This window comes from Sphingobium sp. KCTC 72723, assembly GCF_014280435.1.
Classification (GTDB): domain Bacteria; phylum Pseudomonadota; class Alphaproteobacteria; order Sphingomonadales; family Sphingomonadaceae; genus Sphingobium.
Window position 1 is genome coordinate 2,728,950 of record NZ_CP060388.1, and the last position, 26,145, is coordinate 2,755,094.

The 26,145-nt window shown below is 60.0% G+C and carries 26 protein-coding genes; 15 read left to right on the plus strand and 11 right to left on the minus strand.

Features of this window, described 5'->3' with window-relative positions:
• The first annotated feature begins 136 nt into the window (after positions 1-136).
• Complete coding sequence (locus SPBM01_RS21930) at positions 137-331, plus strand: hypothetical protein (RefSeq protein WP_262504166.1); 195 nt, start codon at positions 137-139, stop codon at positions 329-331.
• Between the two features lie 32 nt (positions 332-363).
• Here SPBM01_RS21930 and SPBM01_RS13445 read toward each other — a convergent pair whose 3' ends face one another.
• Positions 364-543, minus strand: a complete 180-nt coding sequence (locus SPBM01_RS13445; protein ID WP_188062271.1) for a hypothetical protein — start codon at positions 541-543, stop codon at positions 364-366.
• Positions 544-791: 248 nt separating this feature from the next.
• Here SPBM01_RS13445 and SPBM01_RS13450 point away from each other — a divergent pair, with 248 nt between their 5' ends.
• The 4 genes from SPBM01_RS13450 (at position 792) to SPBM01_RS13465 (ending at position 7,983) form a co-directional block, all read left to right on the plus strand.
• Complete coding sequence (locus SPBM01_RS13450) at positions 792-3,626, plus strand: PAS domain S-box protein (protein ID WP_316724042.1); 2,835 nt, start codon at positions 792-794, stop codon at positions 3,624-3,626.
• A 113-nt stretch (positions 3,627-3,739) separates the two neighbouring features.
• Positions 3,740-3,952: a hypothetical protein gene (locus SPBM01_RS13455; protein ID WP_188062272.1), complete on the plus strand. Its 213-nt coding sequence runs from the start codon at positions 3,740-3,742 to the stop codon at positions 3,950-3,952.
• Between the two features lie 88 nt (positions 3,953-4,040).
• A complete protein-coding gene (locus SPBM01_RS13460; protein WP_188062273.1) occupies positions 4,041-7,139 on the plus strand; it encodes a DEAD/DEAH box helicase in 3,099 nt (1,032 codons plus the stop codon).
• 73 nt (positions 7,140-7,212) lie between these two features.
• On the plus strand, positions 7,213-7,983 hold the full coding sequence (locus SPBM01_RS13465) for an SDR family oxidoreductase (protein ID WP_188062274.1): 771 nt from the start codon (positions 7,213-7,215) through the stop codon (positions 7,981-7,983).
• Between the two features lie 7 nt (positions 7,984-7,990).
• Here the strand turns inward: SPBM01_RS13465 and SPBM01_RS13470 are convergent, their stop codons facing one another.
• From SPBM01_RS13470 to SPBM01_RS13485, 4 genes are read right to left on the minus strand one after another with little or no spacing between them, the layout of a single operon-like run.
• Complete coding sequence (locus tag SPBM01_RS13470) at positions 7,991-8,860, minus strand: inositol monophosphatase family protein (protein WP_188062275.1); 870 nt, start codon at positions 8,858-8,860, stop codon at positions 7,991-7,993.
• Positions 8,841-9,731, minus strand: coding sequence for a diacylglycerol/lipid kinase family protein (locus SPBM01_RS13475; RefSeq protein ID WP_188062276.1), 891 nt, complete (start codon positions 9,729-9,731; stop codon positions 8,841-8,843). The genes SPBM01_RS13470 and SPBM01_RS13475 overlap by 20 nt, the downstream gene beginning before the upstream one ends.
• Before the next feature lie 46 nt (positions 9,732-9,777).
• Positions 9,778-10,068, minus strand: coding sequence for a hypothetical protein (locus SPBM01_RS13480; RefSeq protein ID WP_188062277.1), 291 nt, complete (start codon positions 10,066-10,068; stop codon positions 9,778-9,780).
• Between the two features lie 13 nt (positions 10,069-10,081).
• The gene (locus SPBM01_RS13485) at positions 10,082-10,297 is read right to left on the minus strand and encodes a hypothetical protein (protein ID WP_188062278.1); all 216 of its coding nucleotides are present in this window, start codon (positions 10,295-10,297) and stop codon (positions 10,082-10,084) included.
• A 162-nt stretch (positions 10,298-10,459) separates the two neighbouring features.
• On the opposite strand from SPBM01_RS13485, the gene SPBM01_RS13490 reads away from it, so the two are divergent.
• The 5 genes from SPBM01_RS13490 (at position 10,460) to SPBM01_RS22160 (ending at position 13,742) form a co-directional block, all read left to right on the plus strand.
• Positions 10,460-10,687, plus strand: coding sequence for a DUF3072 domain-containing protein (locus tag SPBM01_RS13490; RefSeq protein WP_188062279.1), 228 nt, complete (start codon positions 10,460-10,462; stop codon positions 10,685-10,687).
• Between the two features lie 252 nt (positions 10,688-10,939).
• Entirely contained in the window at positions 10,940-11,515 is a 576-nt protein-coding gene (locus SPBM01_RS13495) for an SRPBCC family protein (protein ID WP_188062280.1), read from the plus strand.
• A complete protein-coding gene (locus tag SPBM01_RS13500) occupies positions 11,515-12,705 on the plus strand; it encodes a zinc-dependent alcohol dehydrogenase (protein WP_188062281.1) in 1,191 nt (396 codons plus the stop codon). The genes SPBM01_RS13495 and SPBM01_RS13500 overlap by 1 nt, the downstream gene beginning before the upstream one ends.
• Positions 12,706-12,716: 11 nt before the next feature.
• Positions 12,717-13,502, plus strand: a complete 786-nt coding sequence (locus SPBM01_RS13505) for an SDR family NAD(P)-dependent oxidoreductase (protein ID WP_188062282.1) — start codon at positions 12,717-12,719, stop codon at positions 13,500-13,502.
• A 45-nt stretch (positions 13,503-13,547) separates the two neighbouring features.
• Positions 13,548-13,742 carry a hypothetical protein gene (locus SPBM01_RS22160; protein WP_410482999.1) on the plus strand — a complete coding sequence of 65 codons (195 nt, stop codon included), beginning with the start codon at positions 13,548-13,550 and terminating at the stop codon, positions 13,740-13,742.
• Between the two features lie 350 nt (positions 13,743-14,092).
• Here the strand turns inward: SPBM01_RS22160 and SPBM01_RS13515 are convergent, their stop codons facing one another.
• The 5 genes from SPBM01_RS13515 to SPBM01_RS13535 all read right to left on the minus strand — a co-directional run bounded on the left by SPBM01_RS13515 (position 14,093) and on the right by SPBM01_RS13535 (position 16,649).
• Positions 14,093-14,458 carry a MarR family transcriptional regulator gene (locus SPBM01_RS13515; protein ID WP_188062283.1) on the minus strand — a complete coding sequence of 122 codons (366 nt, stop codon included), beginning with the start codon at positions 14,456-14,458 and terminating at the stop codon, positions 14,093-14,095.
• 156 nt (positions 14,459-14,614) lie between these two features.
• Positions 14,615-15,277 (minus strand): RadC family protein, encoded by a 663-nt coding sequence (locus tag SPBM01_RS13520; protein ID WP_188062284.1) that lies wholly within the window; start codon positions 15,275-15,277, stop codon positions 14,615-14,617.
• Positions 15,187-15,633, minus strand: a complete 447-nt coding sequence (locus SPBM01_RS13525; protein WP_262504167.1) for a hypothetical protein — start codon at positions 15,631-15,633, stop codon at positions 15,187-15,189. The genes SPBM01_RS13520 and SPBM01_RS13525 overlap by 91 nt, the downstream gene beginning before the upstream one ends.
• Before the next feature lie 44 nt (positions 15,634-15,677).
• Positions 15,678-16,013 (minus strand): hypothetical protein, encoded by a 336-nt coding sequence (locus tag SPBM01_RS13530; RefSeq protein ID WP_188062286.1) that lies wholly within the window; start codon positions 16,011-16,013, stop codon positions 15,678-15,680.
• A gap of 54 nt (positions 16,014-16,067) precedes the next feature.
• Positions 16,068-16,649: a helix-turn-helix domain-containing protein gene (locus SPBM01_RS13535; RefSeq protein WP_188062287.1), complete on the minus strand. Its 582-nt coding sequence runs from the start codon at positions 16,647-16,649 to the stop codon at positions 16,068-16,070.
• 271 nt (positions 16,650-16,920) lie between these two features.
• Between SPBM01_RS13535 and SPBM01_RS13540 the strand changes: the two genes are divergently transcribed.
• The 5 genes from SPBM01_RS13540 (at position 16,921) to SPBM01_RS13560 (ending at position 25,043) form a co-directional block, all read left to right on the plus strand.
• A complete protein-coding gene (locus tag SPBM01_RS13540) occupies positions 16,921-17,298 on the plus strand; it encodes a sigma factor-like helix-turn-helix DNA-binding protein (RefSeq protein WP_086486041.1) in 378 nt (125 codons plus the stop codon).
• A 4-nt stretch (positions 17,299-17,302) separates the two neighbouring features.
• Positions 17,303-18,253, plus strand: a complete 951-nt coding sequence (locus tag SPBM01_RS13545; RefSeq protein WP_086486396.1) for a toprim domain-containing protein — start codon at positions 17,303-17,305, stop codon at positions 18,251-18,253.
• Positions 18,250-20,310: a ParB/RepB/Spo0J family partition protein gene (locus tag SPBM01_RS13550; protein WP_188062288.1), complete on the plus strand. Its 2,061-nt coding sequence runs from the start codon at positions 18,250-18,252 to the stop codon at positions 20,308-20,310. The genes SPBM01_RS13545 and SPBM01_RS13550 overlap by 4 nt, the downstream gene beginning before the upstream one ends.
• A gap of 123 nt (positions 20,311-20,433) precedes the next feature.
• Entirely contained in the window at positions 20,434-24,750 is a 4,317-nt protein-coding gene (locus SPBM01_RS13555) for a strawberry notch-like NTP hydrolase domain-containing protein (RefSeq protein ID WP_188062289.1), read from the plus strand.
• 56 nt (positions 24,751-24,806) lie between these two features.
• Entirely contained in the window at positions 24,807-25,043 is a 237-nt protein-coding gene (locus SPBM01_RS13560) for a hypothetical protein (RefSeq protein ID WP_188062290.1), read from the plus strand.
• Positions 25,044-25,152: 109 nt separating this feature from the next.
• Here the strand turns inward: SPBM01_RS13560 and SPBM01_RS13565 are convergent, their stop codons facing one another.
• Entirely contained in the window at positions 25,153-26,124 is a 972-nt protein-coding gene (locus tag SPBM01_RS13565) for a MucR family transcriptional regulator (RefSeq protein WP_086486037.1), read from the minus strand.
• Positions 26,125-26,145 lie beyond the last annotated feature (21 nt).

A 26,145-nucleotide genomic window follows, 5' to 3' on the forward strand; every position in this document is an offset into this window, starting at 1 on the left:
GCAGCCGGAGCCATATAAGGGGCGCGAACGACTGTTTTTCGTAGATCTGGGTGGTTACGATCCGGCTGACTTCGCCGAACAGCATCGCAACATGTTCGTTGTCACTGAGAATGTGACCTAGGCCAAGGCACGCGCGATGGCTACCCTCCCTGCGTGGAAGGAAGGCCATCGCGACGATCTATACGAGGCTGAGAAGGCGATTGCTCTCCATGAGGTCATTGGCGAAAAACTTCACATCCACTTTGGTAGCCACCGAAACGGCGCGACCACCGAAATTTGCCTGCCGTTACACTCCGCTAAAGTAAGGGAAAACGAAAACGCCGCCCTGTGAAAGGCGGCGTATCGTTCGGCAGAAATCAAATATTACTTTGCGTCGGTGCCTGGCTCAGAAGTCTTTGGCGCCTTGCCATCTTCCACGCGTCCTTCATTGCGCAGATCGCGCCCTTCTTGTGCTTTCTTCTGGCTTTCGACGGACTTGCCGTGCTCGAACGCCTCTTCCTTGACGTAGCCGGCTGCTTCTTTTGCTTTTCCTTCGATGCTCATCAGTCTCTCCTATTTGACACTGCATTTATAACGAGCCGAGTTAGTCAGTGTTCCCTTGATTGGTTGAAACGTGACACGCAAGAATTTTAGATTAAATTTTCGCCGATGATCTGGAGAAAGATCGCTGCTTGGGGCAAGCCTGGCCTTACCGCCCTGTGTCACAGCGCGAACGCCGCGACGGAACCGAGGACGATTAAAAACATTACGGCTTCGCCGTAATGCTGACCAAGCGGTTGTAAGGGGGGGATGTGACAAACGACTGGCCTGACGTGTTCCCTGGCGATTCCCAGATGAGTGCAATCATGCGAGCGCATGATTGGAAGGCATCGAACTTAGGTCCGCCTGATCGATGGCCCGAAGAACTCAAGGCGTCGCTACGGCTCATGCTCCTGTCTCGGTTTGAGATGTGGCTTGGTTGGGGAGAAGACCTCAACTTCTTCTACAATGACGCCTATATTCCTACTTTGGGCTTCAAACATCCCACAGCGCTGGGTCGGCCCATGTCGCAGGTATGGAAGGAGGTCTTTGAGGACGTCAAGGATCGCATCGTCTCGGTCATGCGAGATGGCGTTGCGACCTGGGACGAACAGTTGCTTCTGCTCCTTGAGCGTAACGGCTATCCCGAAGAGACGTATCACACATTCTCTTACAGTCCTCTGATGGGTCGCGGGGGTGCTGTCGAAGGCCTGATGTGCGTCGTTCGCGAGGAGACGGACAGGGTCATCAGTGAACGGCGCATCAAGCAATTGAATGATCTGGCCGCCGCGTTGCTCCGATCGAAAAGTCGGTCTGACGTGATCGAAGCAGTGCGAGGCCATTTTGGCAGCGAGAGCCGGGACTTTCCGTTCGCGAACCTACAGCTGTTCGACTTGCCTGAAAGCCTTGATCCCGGCACTGGAGACGCTGCGGATTGGCCAGTTGCTGCGATTCAAAGAGGCGAAAAACAGGCCGTGGAAGCGCTGGGTGGCGCTTTTTCGAAGTTGCCGACCGGACCGTGGGAGATACCGCCGCGCGATGCGTTGATCGTAGCTATCGAGCAGCCTGGCGAAGCGCAAGCCGTCGGTGCACTTGTTCTGGGATTGAATCCCTACCGCCTGCTCGACGAAGCAACTCGTGATTTCGCCAACCTTATTGCCGCGCAGATTGCGGGGGCGCTTGCCACCATCGATGCCGTGTCTGCCCAGCGACGGGACCGCGATCGGCTGTGGTCGCTTAGTCAGGACCTGATGCTGGTTTGCGACTTTGATGGCGTCATTCGCTTGGTGAACCCATCTGCGACCCGCCTTCTGGGGTGGCGAGAGGATGAGATGGTTGGACAGGTCCTGGCCGATTTCGTCCATCCCGACGATTTATCTGCCACAGCCAAGGAAGTTGAAAAGCTGGCTCAGGGCGTTACGACCCTTTTGTTCGAGAACCGCTATCGCTGCCAGGACGGCAGCTATCGATTGCTCGATTGGAACGCTGTGCCAGACGCGGGCCGCATCCACGCCGTGGCGCGCGATATAACCCGAGAGCGCCAACTCGCCCGCGACCGAAAGCGGATTTGGGCGCTCTCTCCGATCGTCAAGGTGGTGGCGACGACCCAAGGCATTATCAATGCCGTCAATCCATCCTGGACGAAGACGCTGGGGTGGAGCGAAGCCGATACGGTCGGCCGCAATATTTTGGAGTTTGTAGCGCAGGAGCAAGAAGCCGCGCAGCAGCGGTTGGCGAAACTCTCCGAATCCAACGCTGCTGTCGTCGAGTCACAAAGCGTCTTTCGCGCAAAGGATGGCAGCCACCGACGCTTCGCCTGGACCACCGTTCCAGAGGCCGGGATGCTCTATCTGTTCGGCCGCGATATCACCGCGGAGACCGAAGCGGCCGATGCCCTTATCGCCACAGAGGAGGCTTTGCGCCAAAGCCAGAAGATGGAGGCGGTGGGGCAGTTAACCGGTGGCATCGCGCATGATTTCAACAATCTGCTGGCCGGGGTTCTCGGCAACCTGGAATTGCTGGAACTGCGTATTTCCCAGGGTCGTATGGAGGCTATCGGTCGCCATCTCGAAACCGCGCAGGGCGCGGCAAAGCGGGCTGCCGCGTTGACGCAGCGACTGCTTGCCTTTTCCCGGCGACAGACATTGGATCCCACAGCCGTCAATATAAACCGGCTAGTTTCTGGCTTGGAAGACCTCATACGCCGTACCGTCGGGCCCTCCATAGAGATCGAAGTGGTTGGATCGGGCGGGTTGTGGATGACGTTGGTCGATCGCTACCAGCTTGAAAATGCGCTTTTGAACCTTTGCATCAATGCGCGAGACGCGATGCCGGATGGCGGACGCTTGACAATCGAAACAGCCAATAAGTGGCTAGACAACCGCATGGCGCGCGAACGCGAGCTACCCCCTGGTCAATATGTGTCGCTATGCGTGAGTGACACCGGAACGGGCATGACGCCCGACGTGATCGCCCGCGCTTTTGATCCGTTCTTCACGACCAAGCCGCTGGGCGAAGGCACGGGCCTTGGCCTCTCGATGATCTATGGCTTTGTGCGGCAATCGGGCGGGCAGGTACGGATTTATTCGGAGGTCGGCGGAGGCACGACCATGTGCCTCTACATTCCAAGGCATATGGGACCGGTAACTGAGATCGAACAGGAGTTGCGGCCGACGCAGCTTGATGCTGGGGGGCACGGGGAGACCGTGCTGGTCATCGATGACGAGGCTTCCGTTCGCTCGCTCATCGTCGATGTCCTTGCCGACGGGGGATATCACGTCATTGAAGCTGCGGATGGTCCCAGCGGCCTAAAGGTGCTTCAGTCTGATCTGCGCATCGACCTTCTCATCACGGATGTGGGCTTGCCCGGCGGAATGAATGGCCGTCAGGTCGCAGACGCCGGCCGAGTTGGACGTCCCAAACTCAAGATTTTGTTCATCACTGGTTATGCGGAGAATGCCATCATCGGCAACGGATTGCTGGAGCATGATATGCACGTGATCACCAAACCCTTCGGAATCGAGGCCATCGTCAGCAAGGTTCGTGAGATGATCGATGAAGGTGACAAACTAGGCAACCGATCAGCGACCGGCCAATCTGATCCTTAAGCGGCCGCCTTAGCGCGCGTCTTCCGGTTTTTCATTTTGAACCGGACTTTTTGCCGTTGGTGGAACCCAAGACATCGTCACGCCGTTAGCTGCCCACCTGTAGGAGAGCCACGGTGGAAGAAAAGAGAAAGGGCCAGGAACCGGAAGCGGATCAACGGCCAGCAGCGACGGGCGGCCTCTATGAGCAGGCCGCGCCGACATCCAACGATCCCCCATCCAAGAAAGAACGGACGATGATCGCGACCGCGCGTGCGCGCGCAGATCGCGACCGGGCGGAATTGCGCGCGACAGGCCATGGCGATCATCAGGGCGAAGAAGGCTTTTGAGCTGTTTTACTGTCAGGCCTGACCAGGTCGATTTTCGCGTCCTGGTGGGCAAATGAGCGTTTCCCAAGGGATTGGTGAGACCGCACTCATGCTGCTTGACGCCCTGGGCGCTGGCGATCTGCTCTATCTGGCCGATGACGAGCAGGACGCCGAAGCGGTGGCCAGCGCGCTCACGTTCCTTGCGCCTGAGCATCATGTCGTCTTCCTGCCGTCGAGCGACATCTTGCCCGGCGACAGCGCGCCTGCGTCGCCCTCGAACATCGGGAAACGGGTCGCTGCCCTGCGGCACCTTCGACGGCTGGCGGCGGGATCCAAGCGCCGTCCTCTTGCCACTATCACGAGCGGTGAAGGGGCTGCGCGGCTTTATGCAGACCCCGCCGCCTTCGACGCCGCGCCGCCCAGCCTGCGCGTTGGCGAACCGATCGATCCGACCAATTTCGCCGCTGACATGGAGAGGCTTGGTTATGTCGCCGACGATCGTGTCGATGAACCAGGCGAGGTGGCGGTCCGCGGGGAGGTCATCGACATTTTTCCGGCCGATGCCGGGCTGCCGGCCCGGATCGATGTCGCCGATGGGCGCGTCATCGGTATCCGCCGCTATGATCCGATCACGCAGCGCACGCAGGCGCCGTGCAAGTTGCTGGAGATCGGCCGGGCTGCCGAACCGGAGCCTGAGCGGAAAGTTACCATCCTCGCCCATCTGCGGCCGGGGCGGCTTTATGTTTCGGCAAAGGCCGAGCAGCGTCGCGCGCGTTTCATTCGCCTGGCCACTGACGCCGCCGGCAATTCGGGTTCGGCGATCGATGCCGCATCCCAGTCACTATGGGCGAAGGATCTTGCAGCCTGGCGTTCAGGCGATCCGGCGGATTTCGCCATATCGCCCATTCCCCGCTTTGCGGAGCAGCGCTCACCCCTATCGGCACTGAAGCGCTTTGCGGCACCGCATGTGCAGGAGGGGAAGCGCGCGCTCCTGGTTGGCAGGGAGAGGGATGTCCGTTTCCTCCGGCCCAAGATCGCCAAGACGTTCAAGGCTAAGGTCGAGGCCATCGACGCGATTGCGGCCGTCGATACGCTTGCGCCGGGCGCGATAGCTGCGCTGATTGCGCCGATCGATCGGGGGGCTGTTGGCACGAAGCTCGTGATGATTGCGGCCGCCGATCTTCTGGGTAGCCGGGCGTTGATTGGCGCGACGCAGGGCAGCGTTGCCGCCGGGCTTGCCCAGGCGGGCGGCGACATTCGTGCAGGCGATCTCGTCGTGCATGAGGATCATGGCGTCGCGCGCGTGCTGGGCCTTGTGTCGGCTCCCGGCGATGGCGACGCAGAACTGATCGCGCTTGAATATGCCAATGATGCCCGGCGGCTCGTTCCCTGCCAGGAGGCGGGCCTGTTATGGCGTTATGGCGCCGATGGCGATGCGGTGCGGCTTGACAAGCTGGACGGATCGACCTGGGAAAAGCGGCGCGGGGCGATTGACGAGGCGGTGGCGCAGAGCGCCCGCGACCTCCTTCGATTGGCGCAGGAGAGGGCCGATGTCAAAGCCGCGATCATCGAACCCGATAGCGCGGCTTATGAACGATTTGTCGCCAGCTTCCCTTTCAACGAAACGGCGGATCAGGCGCGGGCGATCCAGGCGGTAAGGGACGACCTGGCCAGCGGACGGCCGATGGATCGCCTGGTGATCGGCGATGTGGGCTATGGCAAGACGGAGGTCGCCCTGCGTGCCGCCGCGCTTGCCGCCCTTGCAGGCTATCAAGTCATTTTGGCCGCGCCCACGACGGTTCTCGTTAGGCAACATATCGAGATGTTCCAGCGCCGCTTTGCCGATACGGGCGTGGTCGTCGCTGGCCTGTCGCGCCTTTCGAGTGCGGCGGAGAAGAAAGCGGCGAAGGCCGGGCTGGCCGACGGGTCAATCGGCATCGTCATCGGCACGGCTGCGGTGATGGCGAAGGATGTACGCTATGCCCAATTGGGGCTTGTCATCATCGACGAAGAACAGCGCTTCGGCGCGGCCGATAAGGCAAGGCTGCGGGGACGTACCGACCTTCACCTGCTGGCGATGAGCGCGACACCGATCCCCAGGACGTTGCACCGCGCGATGATCGGGCTGCAACAGCTGTCGGTGATCGCAACGCCGCCCGCCCGTCGCCAGCCGATCCGGACGAGCCTTGCCAGCCCCGACGATGCGATGATCAGGACGGCGCTTTTGCGTGAGCGGTCGCGCGGCGGACAAAGCTTTGTCGTCGTGCCCCGTATCGAGGATCTCGCGCCTCTGGCCGAACGGCTGGCGCGGATCGTACCGGACCTCGCGCTGATCGAAGCGCATGGCAAGATGCCGGTGGTCGCCATCGACGACGCCATGGTCCGCTTTGGCGGTGGCGAAGGCGATGTTCTGCTCGCGACCAATATCATCGAGGCAGGACTGGACGTGCCGCGCGCCAACACGATGATCGTCTGGCGCGCCGACCGCTTTGGCCTCGCTCAGCTTCATCAGTTGCGCGGGCGGGTGGGCCGCGGCAATCGCCGGGGTCAGGTCATTCTGCTGACCGAAGCGGGAGAGATTGCCGAACGCACCATGAAGCGGCTGCGCACGCTGGCGACCTACGACCGGCTGGGTGCGGGCTTCGCGATCAGCGCCGCCGATCTTGATCAACGGGGCGCTGGCGATCCGCTGGCCGATACGCAGGCCGGTCATATGAAGCTGATCGGCATCGACCTCTATCAACATCTGTTCGAAGCAGCGTTGAAAGAGGCGCGGGGGGAGGACGCCGGACTGTGGACGCCTGAACTCAATCTGGGCAGCGCGGGCGGCTTGCCATCGGACTGGATACCCGACGCCGACATCCGCCTGGGCCTCTATGTCAGGCTTTGGCGGCTTGTTGATGAGACTGGGCTCAGCGCTTTGGAGGAGGAACTGGCGGATAGGTTCGGTCCGCTGCCTCCCGCTGCCGAACGTCTGATCGATGCCAATAGGATTGCTATTCTCGCGCGGGCGGCCGGGATTGCACGCGTCGATGCAGGCCCGGCCGCGATGGCGCTGACGCCGCGCGAAACGGGTCGCGACATGAGCAAATGTGCAGGGCTGTTCGAAAAAGACGGCCGTTGGCTTTTGAAGGCGCAGACCGATGAGGCTGATCAGCTCGCAAGGGTGATTGACCTGCTCGAAAGCATTGGCGCATTGCGGAACTAACGCTCCGGCATTGAGTCGATCAGCCTGACCCGCAGCACTAGCATTGTCGGGCCATCGAGAAAGCGGAAGCCATATGAAGATAGCGCTCGTCACAGGCGGTGCTCAGGGCATCGGCAAAGGCATTACACAGGCCCTGTTGACGCAGAGCTGGAAAGTAGCGGTGTTGGACCAGGATGCCGAAGCGGTCCGCGACCTTTCCGACGAGATGCCGACCAACAAGCTTATGGCGATCCGGGCCGACGTCACCAGCGAGCGCGACGTGGAAATGGCGTTCGATAAGATTGCAGCCTGGAATAAGGCGACGGAAGAGGTCGAGGGCATCGATCTGCTCGTATCCAATGCAGGTCTTGCCGATCCGGTCAGCGGTCCGATCGAAAAACTGGAGCTTAAGAAATGGCAGGCGTGGCAGGACAGCCATGTGACCGGCGCTTTTCTGATGGTGCGCGCCGCTGTGCCGATCCTGCGCCAGCGTAAAGGGGCGATCGTCATCATGGCGTCGATCCGCGCGATCCAGTCGGAACCCGATACGGAGGCCTATGCTGCGGCCAAGGGTGCGCTCTGCGCCCTGACCCATGCGCTGGCGATCAGCCTTGGCCCCGACATCCGCGTCAACGCCATTTTGCGCGGCTGGATAGAAACCCGCCCCTGGGCCAAAGCACAGGTGCGCGAAGCGGTCGAGCATCGCCCGATCGATCGGGAACAGCATCCGGTAGGCCGGGTCAGCGAACCGTCCGACATTGCGGCTACCGTCCTGTTTCTGGCGTCCGAAGGTGCGGGCTTCATCACGGGCCAGCAAATCACCGTCGATGGCGGCATGACCCGAAAAATGATCGACGCGCATTGACGGATCGCTATATCCGGCCGCTTCGATCTTGTGCGTCAACGCGCTGGATGTCGGTCATGCGCGCGGCATCCTCAGGCGTCCCAAGGATCAATGGACGACGCCATTGCTCCATCTGCGCCACTTGTTCGCCAAAGCTGGCGAATGGCGACCAATTTCCATCTTCCTTCTGAAACACCGAAGCGCCAGATGCGTGCGCAAGGGCTATTCCCCCGGCAACATCCCAGATGTTGGGTGTCGCGAACCTGGCGACTTGTAGAAGGCCTGCCGCCACGAACGCACATTCGATTGCGGCCGATCCTGTCTTGCGCCCATCCCACGGCCCGATACCAGACTGACCATGCGGATCACCCGCGAGCCGTTTGCGAACGGCAGGGTTGGGCATGCGTGAGACTTGTTCGCCCTCAAAACGCAAACCCTCGGCGCCGCCGCTATGATAGACACCAGGCGTAAGCAAATGGCTTGTGCTGCACCATAATGCGCCGACGACGGGAACACCGCGGTAGAGCACGCCCACGGATGACGCGAATAGCGGGAAGCCGTTGATGAAGTTGCTTGTCCCATCGATCGGATCAACCGCCCAGACAAAATCGCTGCCCAGTCCCGCCTGGACAGCCATTTCTTCGCCGATGATGCCATGCTCGGGGAAATGATCTGCCAGATGGCTGCGGATGATCGCTTCGACCCGGCTGTCGACTTCGCTTACCGGATCGCGCATCAAGGCAATGGCGTTATCATCCCCCTTATATTGCACGGCCATTAGGCTGCCCAGCGCAGCCAGGATTTCCCGGCCGCCGATCGTGGCCAGTTCCACCGCAACAGCTTCCATGCGGGCAAGTAAATCCGGTGTTGGCATCGGCTCAGCAACTGTCATCGTCATGTCCCGTCATACTGCCAGGCACCAATATCGTCACCGGCTCGTCATCCAGCCGTATTTCGACCGTCCATGCGTCGTCAGGCATGTCGATGGGGCGATCGTCGATCCGGGGGCACAGCCCGCTGGCCTGAAGCGTGACGACGCAACCTGTTTCCAGGCGGGCCGGTGGCGGGCCGGAGAAATGTTCGGCCCATCCCACCATGGCGTCACGATCGGCCTCGCCAACGAGCAGGATGTCGAGCAGCTTATCCTGTGTGTCCGCCCTTGGCGCGAACGGGAGCCGTGGGCCGATCGCGCCGATGTTGAGAATTTCTACAAGCAGCCATGGCCCGTCGAAACGGCGTCCATCGATATCAACGACGCACGCGATCGGCTTGGCCGTGCGCAACGTCTCCCGAAATGCTGCGCGGCCGTTTTCGCGCTTCTCCTCCGGGGTGTCGGGCGATTCATCGACAAGTTCGATAGATTGATTGAGCGCGCCAAGACCTACCGCTTCCAGAAAGCCTTTCCGCCCGAAGAGCCCGGTGACGCTGCCTACGGTCAGCCTCTTTTCGCGCGCATTGTAGAGACCACCAATGACGGCTTCGACCGATTGACGAATGCCCAGCGCCCTTGCGACATTATTGGACCCGCCCATCGGCAGGATCGCAATCGGTACAGACCGGTCGGGCATCTCGATGGCGACCGAAGCTACGGTTCCATCACCGCCGGCGGCAATCGCCATTTCCATGCCACTCATTCCGGATCGAATATCGTCCCGGCCATGTTCACAGTAGCGGATGGCGAAGCCGGCCTCTTCCAATTGACCGATGAGCGACCGGATCGGCTCGGGCTTTGTTCCCGCATTGGGGCTATGGACCAGTAGCGCCTTCACCCGAAATATCTGCCATTCAACCTAGATCGCGTCGCCAAAATACCAATCATAGTTGCGCCCCAAATTCTTCCAAAGCGGCCGTAACGACTTCGACCTTCGCGTCATCCTGCAAATCGATCGAAACCATGATGCCGCCAGCAAGAGGAACATCATCCCTTTCGTCCTGATCGAACGTCTCGCTATCTGCGCCTCCAATCCGATTGCCTGCGCTGTTGTCCGGTCCGGATGCAGTCACGAAAATATCGGTTCGCTCAATGCCAATTTCCTGGACCAGTCGTTCCACGGCCATGTCCGCCTGGTCCCGTCTATCGAATGTGCCTGTCAATGTGGTGCTCATGGTGATCCTTTCATCAAGGCTTGGAATCGGCCCGATCAGTCTCTGGATAATCTTCCGGTTTCACGGTGCCGACAGAGGGGCGGTCCTCGACATCCTCCTGCGACTTGCCGCCGCGTGTTCGTGGATCGGGATCATCGCCATTGGGTCGGACATCGCCTGCAGGCCCGCGTCGTGGCAACCCGTCCGATCGGCCCTTTTCAGGGTCGAAACCATTTTCGTTTCCAGGCATGTTCTTGATCCTTCCGCAACGCAGTGGCCGGAAGCGATGCCCGGCCTTGGTATGAAGCGCTGATCGGGCGATCGGTTGCATTCTGGCTCCCCCCTTTATTGTAGGAACCACAAGCCGCATGGACCGTTATCGGTGGAACATATCAAGAACAATGAGGCTGTCATGACCGACCGTTTCCATAATCCCAAACTCGATGAGCACCCGGCTTCGAACGCTGAGAAAGATCCAGCAGATTGGGTGTCGGGCAACGAACCCATCACCGGCGCGCAGGCGTCCTATCTAGCGACCTTATGCGAAGAAGCGGGTGTGGAACTGCCAACCGGAGATCTGACGAAAGCAGATGCATCGCGTCAGATCGATGAGATGAAAGCGAAGCTTGGGCGCGCCTGACGGACTTGTGGTTCGAACCATTTGTGATGGTTCATGCCGGAAATCGCACCACATGATCTAATTTTGATGGAAGGGGCCGGGCCTGCCACAGCGTCACGTCCAATCCACCCAAACTAATGTCGATCAGACAGATTTTCCAACAGACAATTGGACCCATCCGACATTCAGGCGTTGTCCGCTCATACCGAGACGCAGCCTCCGAACGATCGGACTGCTCCACGTGGACATCATAAGAATGGCTGGAGAATGCCCATGACGATGGCGACAGACGATGCCCCACCGACGACATCGAAATTGAAAGAAGAACGCGCAAACGGAATCGCGGCCGTGACCCAATCAAAGGGTGATGATCTGATCGGGCGCTCGGTCACGATCAACCGTCCTCGCGACGAACTCTTCGCCTATTGGCGCGATTTTTCCAATCTGCCCTCGTTCATGGATAATGTCGAACGGATCGATATATTGTCGGACACGACATCGCATTGGGTGGTGAAGGCGCCGGCTGGACGCACCGTGGAATGGGACGCGACCATCACGGAGGAGAAGGCTGGCGAATGGATCGCCTGGACCTCTGCCGAAGGCGCCGATGTCCCCAATAGCGGCCGCATCGAATTTCGCGATGCGGGCGCGCGTGGCACCATCGTCACGGCGACCATCGCGTATGATCCGCCCGCAGGCGTGGTGGGCAAGGTGATCGCCAAGCTCTTCCAGCGCGAACCCGCCATCCAGGCGCGACGCGATCTGCGCCGTTTCAAGCAATTGATGGAAACGGGCGAGGTTGCGACCGCAGCTTGGACCCAAAAGCAACGTGACGAGGAGAAAGTCTGATGCGCGCGCTGACATGGCACGGCAAGCATGACGTCCGCGTCGATACCGTGGAAGATCCCGAAATCCTCAACCCGCGCGATGCGATCATCAGGATCACGTCGACGGCGATCTGCGGGTCCGACCTGCATCTTTACGACGGTTATATCCCGACCATGCAGGCGGGCGACATACTTGGCCATGAATTCATGGGCGAAGTGGTCGAAACCGGTCCCAAATCCACATTGTTAAAGGGGCAGCGGGTCGTGGTGCCCTTCACCATCGCCTGCGGCAGTTGCTATCATTGCGGCAAGCATCAATATTCCGCCTGCGACAATGGCAATCCGGCCGACAATCAGGACATCGGCCAGGAAATGTACGGTCAGCCCATGTCGGGCCTGTTCGGTTACAGCCATCTGACCGGCGGCTATGCAGGCGGTCAGGCGGAATATGTCCGCGTACCATTTAGCGATGTGGGGCCGATCGTGGTGCCTGACGGGCTGGATGATGATGAGGTTCTGTTCCTGTCGGACATCCTGCCCACCGGATGGCAGGCGGCGGAGAATGCGGACATCGAACCGGGCGATACGGTGGCGGTATGGGGCTGCGGTCCGGTCGGGCTGTTCGCGGTCCAGTCCGCTTTCCTGATGGGCGCGCACCGCGTCATCGCAATCGACCATTTTCCGCATCGCCTTGAACTGGCCAAAAAATTCGGGGCCGAGACGATCAACTTCGAGGAATCGAAGACTTACGAAGCGTTGATGGAGATGACCGGCGGCATCGGGCCTGATGCGGTGATCGACGCGGTGGGCCTTGAAGCCCATGGCTTCTTTGTCGACAATGTGGTCGATCAGATCAAGGCGTCGCTATTCCTTGGGACCGATCGCACCCATTCGATCCGGCAAGCGATCCATGCCTGTCGCAAGGGCGGGCGGGTGTCGATGCCAGCCGTCTATGGCGGTTTCGTGGACAAGTTTCCGTTGGGCGCCTTCATGGAGAAGGGGCTGACCCTCAAGACCGGCCAGACGAGCGTACAACATTATATGCCCGCTCTGCTCAATGCGATTCTGGAGGGCAAGATCGATACGACCTTCCTGATATCGCATCGCATGGGCCTGGAAGATGCGCCCAAGGGCTACAAGATGTTCCACGACAATCAGAATGAAGTGACCAAGATCGTGCTGAAGCCCGGTCTTCCCGTCGCTGCGCAATAGGAGAGACGTATATGGCCAATAAATTCGCGATTGTCACCGGCGCCTCCACCGGCATTGGCTTCGAACTCGCCTCCATCGCCGCGGAAAATGGGTATGACTTGTTGGTCGTGGCTGACGAACCGTTGATTGATGCCGCCGCGCAGGAATTCAAGGGGCATGGCGTCGAGGTTATTGCGGTCGAGGCCGATCTGTCGACATTGCAAGGCGTGGACACGCTCCTCGCCGCGGCCGATGGCCGGCAGGTCGATCTGCTATGCGCCAATGCCGGGCGCGGCCTGGGTCACGCTTTTCTCGACCAGGATGTGAGCGATTGGCGGCGGGTGGTAGACACGAACATCACCGGCACGCTGTATCTGCTCCAGCACATCCTGAAGGCGATGGTTGCACGTGACGAGGGTAAAGTCCTGATCACAGGATCAATCGCAGGCTTCATCCCGGGCAGCTTCCAGGCTGTCTACAATGGCAGTAAGGCGTTCGTGGACAGCTTTGCCGATGCGATCCGGAACGAAATCAAGGATAGCAAGGGCGTGACTGTCACGACATTGATGCCAGGGCCTGTCGAGACGAAATTTTTCTACCGTGCAGACATGCTCGACACCAGTGTCGGCGCTTCGGAGAGCAAAAGCGATGCCGACGTTGCGCGCGACGGCTGGAATGCTCTGATGAAGGGCGAGGCGCATATCGTGTCGGGATGGAAGAACAAGCTGCAGGCAGCCGTTGCGCATGTTACGCCGGCTGCTGTCCTGGCAGAACAACATCGTAAGATGGCGGAGCCCGGATCTGCACAGGAAAAATAGCTTGAAGGCGTCATCTCGAAGCGCGTTGACGCGCGCTATATAGGGGTGCGATCGGGTTCCTGGGTCAAGATCAAATGTATCCGCCGCCAGGAGTTCGTCATCGTCGGCTGGACCCCTTCGGACAAGCAGCGGGGCTTTCGCGCCCTGCTGCTTGGCGTCCATGAGAAAGACAAGCTGCGTTATGCAGGGAAGGTCGGTACTGGCTTTTCCGGTGACGTGATCGAGCGGTTGATGGACTGATGGCGCCGCTCGAACAGAAGGCTGCGACCCTCAAAGCGCCCCGCGCCGCGGTACGCGGTGCAACAGGACGGCCTGTAGTTGACGATGGCTTTCGTGGATGACCATCGGTTCATAACTCTTGCATTGGTAAAAGAGCGCTCATTTGCGTCAATCAGAGATGCGGTAGCATAGTCAAACGCCGGCCAGTCGGAGCTTTGCCAATTCCAGAGCATGAACGATTGCATCCCGTTCTACCGGTCACGATATTGCTATAAAATGATCTATAGAAATTCACTCTATCGATCATTCCGTGGCTACCCCTCGTCAATGATCGCCCAGCTAATGGTTTAAGGGCGTTGCACTTATGATTTCTAGCCCTCCCATAATACGATAATCCGATCGAGCAGATGGTCGACGATGGCAAGGCCTTGGGCCGTCATCGAAATCGCGACGCGTCGCCCATCAGGACGAGGAATGTCCCGCGTCACCAACCCCCGTTTTTCCATCTCGGCGATCTTGCGGTGGGCGGTCGATTGCGGAATGTCGGAGGCGGCCGTATACAGGGAGAAGAGATAGACCTCCCGCTTCTCATATTGCGCCAGGTAAAGATCGAGCAGCATGTCCCAGACAGGGCTCGGGCATAGACGATAGCCAATAGCCTCACCAATCGTCCGCCGCATGGCCACCAGCCTGCGGCACATATCGATACGTCTGTCGGGGGGATATATCTGCGTCATGTCATGTCTCCTTTTTTGGATACTGACCCTTCGCTCCTCTCTTCGGCCCATGGACGTGCGGGCCATGTTTGACAGCCACATTGATCATTGTGGCTCGCCTGAAGTGGTTGCCGCCTTTCTGGCTACGCCTGCTGTGCGGCGCGGCGGGGCGTGGGGCTAAAGATACCCCGCCTGGCGGAAGCTCACATGTCCGGCACGGGCGATGACCAAATGATCATGGACCGCGACATCCAGGCAGCGTGCGGCATCGACAATCTTTCTGGTGAAAGCCCGGTCAGCCCGTGAAGGCTGAGGTTGGCCCGATGGATGGTTATGAATGAGAAAAATTGCGGTCGCGCCTATCTCGACGCATCGCTTCATGATTTCACGTGGATAGGCGTGGACATGAGAGATGGTGCCGGTCGCCAGCACCTCATCTGCCAATATCTCATTGACGGCGTTGAGGAAAAGCACCCGCAACTGTTCGACCGGCGCGAATGCCATGGTGGCGCGCAGATAGTCCAGCAGTGCCTGTTCGTTCGAGAGTATCGATTTACCGGCGAGTTTTCCGCGCAGAATATGCTGGATCGACCTTTGCAGGCACTCAAATGTCCGCTCGACACATGGCGCGCCATCCAGAAGGCGCATACGGTCCTGGCGCCGCGCAGAGAGGGTTGCCGCAAAAGAACCGAACCTGTCGACCAGCCGCTGCGCCAGTTCGGGCGCGCGCGCCGGACAGGTGAGCGCGATCAGCTCTTCCAGGGCCTGTCGACACCGCGCTGTTTTATCCGGCTGCGATGTCGAAAGGTCGCGCTGATGAGCATGGTTTGTGCCACCCAACTCCACACCGCCAGCGCATCGACATAGGCACGCGGTACAATCGCCGGCATTAGGATCCGCATCAGATGCACGGCTACCTCTGCGCCTAGCATCGCCGCGACCCAGAGCGGCCAGAACCGTGTGCTTTGTAGAGAAAGCCATATAAACACACTCAATAAGGCAAAATCGACCAGGAGAATGGCGATCTCGATATGATGGAACCGGTCGCCGAACGGATCGACAAGCCCTACGGACAGACAGGCAGCGCCCAGCAGGGCTGCAGCGCCGATCCTTTCGGGCGTGCCGCCCCGCGATGCGGCATAGAGGGTGCTGACAATGAGCAGGGTCAGGAACGCGATTTGCCGGGTCATGACCATGATTGAACCCAGATGACCGCATTGCGTCAATCGTCTCGTGCGCGTCAAACGACGCGCAGATGGGCAGGCTGATCATGCGAGACAACTTTGAAAAGGTCGCCATAGGCGGTTTCGCCCAGGCCAACATCATCGCTGGCCCGTTTGAGATGGGCGTGGGTTATGACCATCTGCTCGCGTGTCTGCGCAATCAGCATGACAGCAGCGGCAGATGTCGCGATAGCCTCCTGGCCGATCGCGGCCGCAAAACGGGCATCAAGACGGGCCAGAGGTAGCGAGGCGTTGAGTTCGGCAATCCGGGCAGCAGCAATATCGAGCGCAGCTTCGGCAGCAAACAGCCGCTCGGCAACCGATTTGGCGATGGTCTGTCGTTTAATACGCATAGAATCTCCTTCCCGCAAAAGCGGGTGAACAGGGAAAACATAAAAATGTTGGTTTTATTGGCGAGCCAGGGCGTCTAGCGCCGAGAGCAGTGAAGCGGCCGATCCAGCCATCACAAGAGCAAGCGTCGCCATGATCGCAAGAGCGATCAACGTCATGTTCGAAGTCAGGTCATTGTCGGGCCTCCCGCTTGTGCGGAACGGCAGAAAATTGCCCATAAGGGGAAAGCGCACCAAACCATGGTAGCCCTCCTGCTGCGTGGCCAATAAATCGGCATCGGCAATATCTGCGTCCACTTGATCGTCAGTGGAATCAGATTGGCCAGACGCAGCCGGGAATGGCAGAACCAAAGATTGGGCGCCTATTTTTTGGGCCCCCGAAGACGTCTCGGTGCGATCCGCTTCATAGGCAGCCACGAGGCGTGCCGCCTGCTGCCGACCAATGCCGCCCAGCTTCCCGCGCGCTTCATATATATGCTTGTCAACACGGCCGGAACTATTGCCCAGTCGCGTAGCAATTTCCTTGCTGGAATAGCCCTGCGCCACCAGGACAAGGCATTGTCGTTGCCGACCCGTAAGGCTGGCAAGCCTTGTCCTGAATACCGCAATGTCGGGCGGAACGGGTGGTTTGTTCATCATCGCGCACTGTCTCCAGCCTTGCGACGCATCGGGGCAGATCGGTCGCGCCTGATATCTCCTCTGCGGCCCCGCTCACAATGTCATGAAATTGCAACGCAAACGCAACCATTGGGCCGAGCAATTGAGACGAATTGAAGAAAATTTGCATAGCGATGTCGCGACTGACCTAGTGCGGGATGCCGCCATCCAGACCTCCGGGCATAGAGGGGAGGGGATGGACAGGGGATGATCGTGGCCGGTTTCGGCCAGAACGTCCCAACGGATATCCACCATGAACGCACTTATCGTCCGCCTCGCGCGCCATATATTCGCCTGCCTGCGTTGTCGCAGTGATGAGGCTCTCATAGGCACTATATTTGTCTGGCTCGATGACCAGGAACAAGCGGATCGGCATGATCTTCTAACCAAGCAGCGGTCGCAGGACCGATCCGCATGGCCTCGCGAGCAATCTGCTTTGCCTTCCGACAAAACCGATATGACCGCACGCTGCGCTGAACATATGCCAACCCTGACCCGGCTCTTTCTCTTGCTGCGCGTACGTTATGCCATGGAGATTGACGACATTGCGCGAACCTTCGAGATCCGCCCCCGCCGGGTTCGTCGCCATTTACGGCGAGCCGTAGCGATCGTTGCGCGCAACAGGCTTTGACGAAATGACGGTTCCCATCGACCGGCTTGTCATGGAAGCGCGCGCAAAGCTGCTGGTCAACCGTCTGGGCGGCCGCTGGGCCTCGTCTGGCGGTCTGTGCCTTTGTCCGGCCCATGACGATCATGATCCCAGCCTTTCTGTCCGACTGGGCAAGACAGCTCTGCTCTTCAAATGCTTTGCAGGCTGCCATGCCAGCGATGTCCTGCGCGCAATCGCACGGATCGACCATCAGGCGCTGGCAGCTTGTCATGAGCCAGATCATTCGACGCGCGATTTCCAATCCGGTTTCCGGCGCCAGGCGAGGGACATCTGGCGTGCGAGCCGACCGATCGCTGACACGCTGGCGCAGGCCTATCTGCAGTCGCGGTCCATCACCAATCTGGGAGAATGGCTGCGTTTTCATCCGCGAACGCCCTTGCGAACCGACACGGGGCTTGAGTTTCGCCCTGCCATGATTGCTGCCGTGCGCGACAGAGAAGAAATTGTCGCCATCCACCGGACATTCCTTGATCCTCGCTATTCCCGTCTCGCTACCGAGGTACAACCGGCCCGTCGTTTGCTGGGCCGACCCGGCCATGGTGCCGTCATGCTGGCTCCAGTTACCAATATTCTTGGCCTTGCCGAGGGCATCGAGACGGCCCTGTCGGCCATGTCCTTTCTCGACATTCCGGTCTGGGCCACGCTCGGCAGCGAGCGCTTGCACAGCATTGCCATTCCCGCGTCGGTTAAGCGGCTAATTATCCTGCCCGACAACGATCGTGCGGGCAAAATCGCCGCAATGCGTGCGCTGGCGGCGTATCGCGGCGCCGGCAGGCCAGTCAGGCATATCTGGCCGCCATCAGGCTATAATGACTGGAACGATGTCCAGCAGGCAAGGGAGGGAGGGGGATTGGATGATGTGGCGCAGGAAGACCCGATGGTCGGGTCTTTGGCGCCTGGAGATCTAAGTCGATGAACCAGCTTCCCATTCTCGTTGCCGCGGCGAACCTCAGCAAGTCGCCATCCAATGTCCGCAAGTCCAGCGATGCTGTCGCCGACGCCCAGCTTGAGGCCAATATCGCCGCCAAGGGCGTAAGGCAGAATCTGATCGGCGTGCCGGTCGCGCGCAAGAAAGGCCATTATCGTATCGCCGCGGGCGGACGGCGCCTCGATGCGGTGCATCGTCTCATCGAAAAGGGCGTCTTTGCGCCAGACTATCAGGTGCCTGTACTGGTCCTGCGCGACGCGAAAGATGCGATCGCCACCAGCCTTGAGGAAAATTTCTTCAAACTCAGCATGAACCCTGCCGACACCTGCCGGGCTTTCCAGGATATTGTCGAAACCGAAGGCAAGACTCCGGCCGAGATCGCCAAACGCTTTGGCCTGTCCGAGCGCTTCGTGCTGGGACGGCTGCGCCTCGCGGATCTGACGCCCTGCATTTTTGATGCCCTGCGCGACGGTGAGATCAGCCTCGAGATCGCCACGGCTTATGCCAGCAGTCCCGATACCGTCCGGCAGGCGCAGATATTCGAAACTCTGGGGCAGAGCTATTACCGCAATAATTTAAACGAGATCCGGCGCCAGCTTGCCCAAGGCAGCTATAGTGGCAATGACCCTAAAGCCCTGCTTGTCGGCCGCGAGGCCTATGTGGCCGCCGGTGGCCGGATCGACAGCGACCTGTTCACCGACGATGCGAGCGAGATGTGGATCGATGGCGACCTGCTCGATCAACTGGCGACCGACAGGCTGGCGCAGGCGGCGCAAGCGATCCGGGAACGGGAAGGCTTTGGCGATGTCCGCATCGTGCCGACCACCCATATTGCCTATAGCGCAACCTGGGATCTCAAGCCCCTTGAGGGCGAACAGCCACCGCTGACGCCAGAGCAGGAACAGCGGCTTGCTGATATCGAAGTGGAACTGGAAGCGTTCGAGAACCCGGTTGAAACCGACGAGACCGAGGAGGAGGTCGAAGCGCGCTATGATCGGCTGAATGCTGAATATGAGGCAATCCGGCAACGGGCACCGATTCTGACCGAGGAGCAAAAGGCGTCCGCACTGGCCTATGTGGTGATCGGTTCCGACGGTCAGCCGCGCGTCCACGAACAGCTTTATCATGTTCCGGCTGAACAGGCCGACGATGCGCAGGATTCGACCGGTGATGATGAAGGCGATGCGGATGCGGATTGCGCGCCAGCACAGGTGGCGCCGGCCCAGCCAAAGATCAGCCAGCGCCTTGCCGATGAGCTCGCTGAAATGAAGGCTGAACTTCTGCGCGTCCATATCGCCAGCGATCCGCGGTTCGCGCTCGATCTCGCCACCTTCTTCATGGCTGACGCGGCAACGCGCACCTATGGCAGCGCGGAACGGGCCACCGACCTGCGCGCCAATGCCCCCGCATCGCCGCTTCATGGCTATGAGAGCGATACGCCTGCCGCCGGACAGTGGCTCAAGCTGGAAAAAGATCTTGATCGATGCTGGATCAATCATGCCGATGTGCGGACACGCTATGACGCCTTTTGCGCTTTGAGCCATGAGGCACGGGCTGCCTGGTTCAGCTGGGCAATTGCCCGGACGGTCCAGGCGGTGCCTGCCGGGCGGACCGGCAGCGTGTTTCTCGACCATCTGGGGGTCAAGTTCGGGATCGATGTTACCGCCTGGTGGCGACCGACCGCGCGCAACTATTTCGACCGGGTCAGCAAGGCGATGATCCTCCAGGCGTTCGAAACGGTCGGCGGCCTGGAACTGAGTTCCCGCTACGCGGCGTCGAAGAAGCATGATCTTGCGCTCTCGGCCGAGCGACTGTTCAGCGGCGATCTCATCGTCGAGGCAGAGGTCAAGGAACGCGCGCTGCAATGGTTGCCGGACGCCATGCGCTTTGTGCCGGTTGGTGAAGCTGAAGCCAGTCTCACCGGAGATGGCGATGCCGATTGTGGCGTCGGGCGGGTCAGTGTCGATGGAGATGCTGCGGCGGAAGCGCTTGCTGAGGCGCCTGACGAAGATTCTGGAGAGGACCGCGTCGCGCAGGCGGCCTGAGCCCGGGGTATAATGCTGGGGACCATGATGTGTCGTCATGGTCCCTTTTTCTGTCCGCCGTCCTGGGAGGGAAGGGGAGCGGACGAGGTGTGGACCGATCGGGTCCGAGCCCTGGAGATTTTTATGACTCTTCCTTTGTTCGCTACGCAGCAGCCTGATCCCGTCGCAACGCGTTCATGCGCGCAACGCCTATTCGATGTCGCGACAATACTCGCCGGCAGTCTGACGCAATCGCAGATACCGACCCGACATGCCCTACGAAAGCTGATGACAGCAAGCTTTGGCGCGAGCGATGCACAAGGCGCATGGTCGATGCGCCAGGCCTATGACGCGCTTGAAATCGCCCTGATACTGTTCCTGCGGCGGGGGAATAGTGGCATCGCCAGATCCGGAGATCCGACTGCCTGTTACGCCGCTTTGCGCCGTCTTGAAACCAGCCTGCCCACGCACAGCTATCGCAGCGAACAGCAGATCGAGATGCAGCAGTTCAGCACGCCGCTGACCCTCGCCTGGCTGGCGGTTCAGGCAGCACGCCTTGGGCCAGAGGATCATATTCTCGAACCATCGGCAGGCACGGGAATGTTGCTCGGACCCATTCCGCCTGGACGCTGCACCTTCACGCTCAATGAACGCGATCCCGACCGCGCGGCGCTGCTCACGCTTGCCATCGGGCAGGCTGTCACCTGCCATGACGCGGAATATATCCATGACCTGTTGCCCCTGGGCGATGATCCTTCTGTGGTCCTGATCAATCCGCCCTTCGGTCGCAGCGAGGGACGCGGCAATGACCGGCAGGCCGGGGCGCGGCATTTGCGCTCGGCCTTGCTACGACTGCGCCAGCACGGTCGCTGTGTCGCCATCATGCCACCTGGCTTTGCTGCTGATGGCAGCGGCGCAAAAGCCTATGCGACGATCGCGCAATTGATCCCTCCTCGCGTTGAAATCACCATCCTGGGCAGCCCCTTTGCCAAACATGGCACCGGTATCGCTGTACGACTGCTGTTATTCGACAAGGGATGGCATGGTCAGGGACAAAGTCATGTCGCCGATAATCTGGACGCAGCGCTTGATCTCGTCCTGGCACTGCCTGACCGGCTCGATCCACCTGCCTTGTTGCCACCCCCGCCGTTGCCAAAGCCACCAAGTCCTGCCGTCGCGTTCCATCTCCCTCGCCCAAAGGCAAAGGATGAGGCGGCATCGCTGTTTCGCACTTTGTCCGCCACGCCGCTCGCCGCGCCGGCGCGTATAGCAGCAAACAATGCCAATGCTGTTCCGCTTTCCTACGCCGTTCGCGACACGCCTCTGCCGGTAGGCGAGCCTGTTGGCATCTATGCGCCCTGGCGGCTTGCGCGGATTGCGATCGAAGGTGCGACACCTCATCCCGACAATCTGGTGGAATCCCTGGCCATGGGATCAGTATTGCCGCCCGTACCGCGCTGGCAGCCATTATTACAACCAAGGGCGCTCGCTGCCCTGTCCGAGGCGCAACTGGAAACCATCATCCATGCAGGCGAAGCCTTTTCACGCGATCTGCCCGGTACGTTCACGCCCAATGCAGCAGGGGATCAACTCCATGAAGATCCTGCAGGGCGCGCCTATCGGACGGGCTATTTCATTGGCGATGGCACAGGCGTTGGCAAGGGCCGGGAAGGGGCGGGCCTGATCCTTGACCAGTGGAACAGGGGTAATCGCCGTGCCATCTGGATTTCGCGCAGTGCTGCCCTGCTCGAAGACGCCCGAAGGGACTGGAGCGCCCTTGGCGGCCTGCCGATCGATATCCAGCCGCTCGATGCGTTCCCGCTCGGTGAGCCGATCGCCATGACGTCTGGCATTCTCTTCCTCACCTATGCAACGCTGCGCTCGGTCCGTCAGGACAACATCTCACGCCTGCAGCAGATATTGGGCTGGACCGATGCTGAATTTGAGGGCGTCATCCTGTTTGATGAATCCCACGCGATGGGCAACGCTGCGGGCACGCAAGGCGATTTTGGAACGGCGAAGGGGTCAGAGCAAGGCCTGGCGGGCGTTCGCCTCCAAAATGCCCTGCCCCGCGCGCGGATAGCCTATGTGTCCGCGACGGGTGCCACCAAGCCTGAAAACCTCAGCTATGCCTCGCGCCTTGGCCTGTGGGGGCCGGGCACAGGCTTTACCGACCGCAGTGCTTTCATGGCGGCGATGGACGGGGGCGGGATCGCCGCGATGGAGATCGTGGCGCGGGATCTCAAGGCCACCGGCCTCTACACCGCGCGGGCGCTGAGCTTTGCCGGAGTAGAATATGATCCGCTCGAACATCGATTGAGCCCTGACCAGATCGCCATCTATGATGCCTTCGCGGATGGGTGGGCGGTGATCCATGCCAATCTGCACCAGATATTGGGCACTTCCGGCGTCGTCGATGCCATGTCGGGTCAGACGCTGAACGGCCAGGCCAAAGGCGCGGCGCTCAGTCGATTTGAAAGTGCCAAGCAGCGCTTCTTCTCGCAATTGTTGATTGCGATGAAGGTGCCGAGCCTGATCAAGTCCATAGAGGCAGAGATAGCCGTCGGCCATGTTGCTGTCGTGCAACTCGTCACGACAGCCGAGGCGATATTGGAACGCCGTCTTGCCGATTTATGTGCGGAAGATCGTGCCAGCTTAAATCTTGACCTGTCGCCGCTTCAAATCCTGATTGATTATCTCACATCGGCCTTTCCCACCCGGCAGATGCGGGTGTACCGCGCCAGCGACGGCGAACTACGCTCTGAACCGATGATCGATGCCGACGGGCAGCCCGTCCATTGCCAGGAAGCGCTCGATGCGCGCGACACGATGATCGAGGATCTGTGCGCGCTCCCTCCCATCCCTGCTGCCCTGGACGCGCTCATCGCGCATTTTGGTGCGGACAAGGTCGCCGAGGTTACCGGGCGCTCACGCCGGATCGTCGTTGATAGCAGCGGGCGGCAGCAGGTCGAGCGGCGCGGCACACATGCCAATATCAGCGAAACACGAGCGTTTATGGAAGGGGTCAAGCCCATATTGATATTCAGCGACGCCGGATCCACCGGGCGCTCCTACCATGCCGATCTTGCCAGCAAAAGCGCAGACAAACGCCGCATCCATTTCCTGCTCGAACCAGGTTGGCGTGCCGACGTCGCGATCCAGGGGCTTGGACGCACCCATCGTACCAACCAGGCCTGCCCCCCGGTGTTCCGGCCTGTGACCACTAACTGCAAGGGCGAACGCCGCTTCATCAGCACGATTGCGCGAAGGCTGGATGGCCTTGGAGCCCTAACTCGCGGACAACGGCAGACGGGCGGCCAAAATATGTTCGATCCGGCCGACAATCTTGAAAGCGACTATGCGCGTGAAGCGCTTGGGCAATGGTATCGGCTGCTTTTCGCAGGCAAGCTTTCCAGCGTGACGATGGGCGACTTCGTCACACTGACTGGTCTCAAGCTCGTCGATGAGGGCGGTAACCTGCTTGAAACCCTCCCGCCCATCCAGCGCTGGCTCAATCGCATCCTGGCGCTGCGGATCACGATCCAGAATGCGATCTTTGAGGAATATATGGGTCTTATCCAGGCGAGGGTGGACGCAGCACGCGCGGCGGGCACGCTGGACCTTGGAGTCGAGACTATTCGCGCCGAGCGGATCGAGACCTTGTTTGAGCAGATTTTGCGCACAGATCCGGTGACCGGCGCGCAGACCCGTCTGTTGCGCCTCGAGCTTCACATCCGGCCCCGCGTTACCACATGGCACATCCTGAACCAGCGGTATCAGGGCATCGATGACATGGCTTGGTTGCGCAACAGCCGCTCCGGGCGCGTCGCCTTGCAATTGCCCTCCTGGTCGATCACCGATGAAGAAGGGCGACCCATTCTCATGTGCCAGCTTGTCCGGCCCACTGGATCGACGCGGATCGACCGGGCATCGCTCGCGCATAGTCACTGGGCCTGCATCGATGCCCAGACATTCAAGGCTTTCTGGGACGAGGAGGTAGCCGCCGCGGAGGGACGGCTCGACCTCGAGACCATCTGGGTCGCGACGGGCCTTCTTCTGCCTGTTTGGAACAGGCTACCACAGGACGATGTGCGCGTGTGGCGTATCGATAATGGCGCGGGCACATCCATCTTAGGCCGGATCATTCGTCCGGGCGCGGTCGAAAAACTGCAGGCAGCCTTTGGACTGGAACAGGGCATAAGGCTCGGTGCCAGAGACCTGCTTACTGCCGTAAAAGCTGGGGACGAAGTCGCCATACCGGGTCTTGGTAAAGCGCGTCTTGCCTATGTTCTCGTCAACAGTGCCCGTCGCCTTGAAATCCGTGACTATGATGCTGATGACCGCGCCTGGCTGAAAGCGCGCGGTGTGTTCAGCGAGATCATCCAGTATCGCACGCGGCTTTTCGTTCCCGTCGACAGGGCTGTCGAAATACTCGACGCGATCATCGCGGAGCGACGCTGAGACGGCCACGTGTGACATGGCAATACCCAAACCCGCTCATCTGACAGGGGAAACTTATGTTCAATCCGTTTCAGCGTACATGCGCCGACGCCTATTGCGAGGGTGACTTCGCCCATGTCGAAGATATCGAGCAGGTTCGCGCAGTAAGCGATACGCTCTTCACATTTCTGATGATTGAGTTGGGCACCCCCGAGGATTGCGACACGCGCGAAGAAGCACTGCGCAGAATGGCGATGGCGATTGGAAACATCCAGGATGTTGCCGCTGCGATTGAAAAGATGCAGACAGCCTGAATATCTGGACTTGTAGGTAGCAATCCTATGGTCAGACATTGGCCGCCGAAGCTTATGGAACCCAAGCACCCCGGCGGCTGTCCTGCTTATCTCGATGTCTCGGACTAGGTCAGCTTTCCGCCATTTCCGGCGCGGGCTGCGCGTCGGGCGTTTTGATACCGAGGGTCTTTCGAGGGGATTTTACGGCCTTTGCAGAGCGAGCTTTGGGTGCGGGTTGCACTGGCGTCTTTTTCGCGGTGACGCTCGATTGACGTTTCGCTTTCGCAGGCTTCGAGGCTTTGACGGTGTCAACAGGTGGGGCGATCGCATCACTAGATGTCGCCGATATGCTGACTTTGGAAGGCGTTTTTCGCGCAGGCTTGGCGACAGGCTGGTCTCCTGCTGCCTTCACCTTGCGCGATGCCTTGGGTGGTAAAATGTCGGCAGATGTCGTTATGACTGGATCTTTTGGAGCGTCGGTTGCGGACATCTTCTCATCGGCGGTTGATGCTATGAGCGCAGATACAGCCTTGCTTGTGGGCCTGGCCCGGCTTGTTGCGACCGTCGTTTTAGGCGTCTTTACCTTCCGCTCCTTGCCCGTCACAGGCGCAGACGCTTGTTCGGTAGAGACATCGGCGGCGGTCGTCTCGCTCGTCGCCGGCGACGCTTTAGCAGCGCTCGCTGAGGCGGCTTTTGCTGCAGTTCCACGCTGTCCAAGGCCGAGCCTTTGCGCCACTTCCCGGCGCTGCGCGGAATAGCCCGGTGCAACCATGGGATAGGTTGAAGCAAGACCATAGCGCTCACGATATTGCGCGGGCGTCAGGCCATGCGAGGCCAGATGCCGTTTGAGCGTTTTATAAGGCCGGCCGTCGATGAGGCTGATGAGATGCTCGCGGGAGGCGAGACTTTTGCGAACACTGACTGCAGGCGTGTATTCCGGTACGGGCTCTGCCTCCGCTGCCGATGTTTGCGCCACCAGCGCTGCGCGAGTCGACTGGATCAACCCTGCCAGATCTGCGCTTGGCACCATATTATTGGTGACATAGGCGCTGAGCAACTGAACGGTCAGAACCGTGTAGTCGGGCTGGTCGGCATCGGTCATGGGAATATCCTGTCCAAGGCA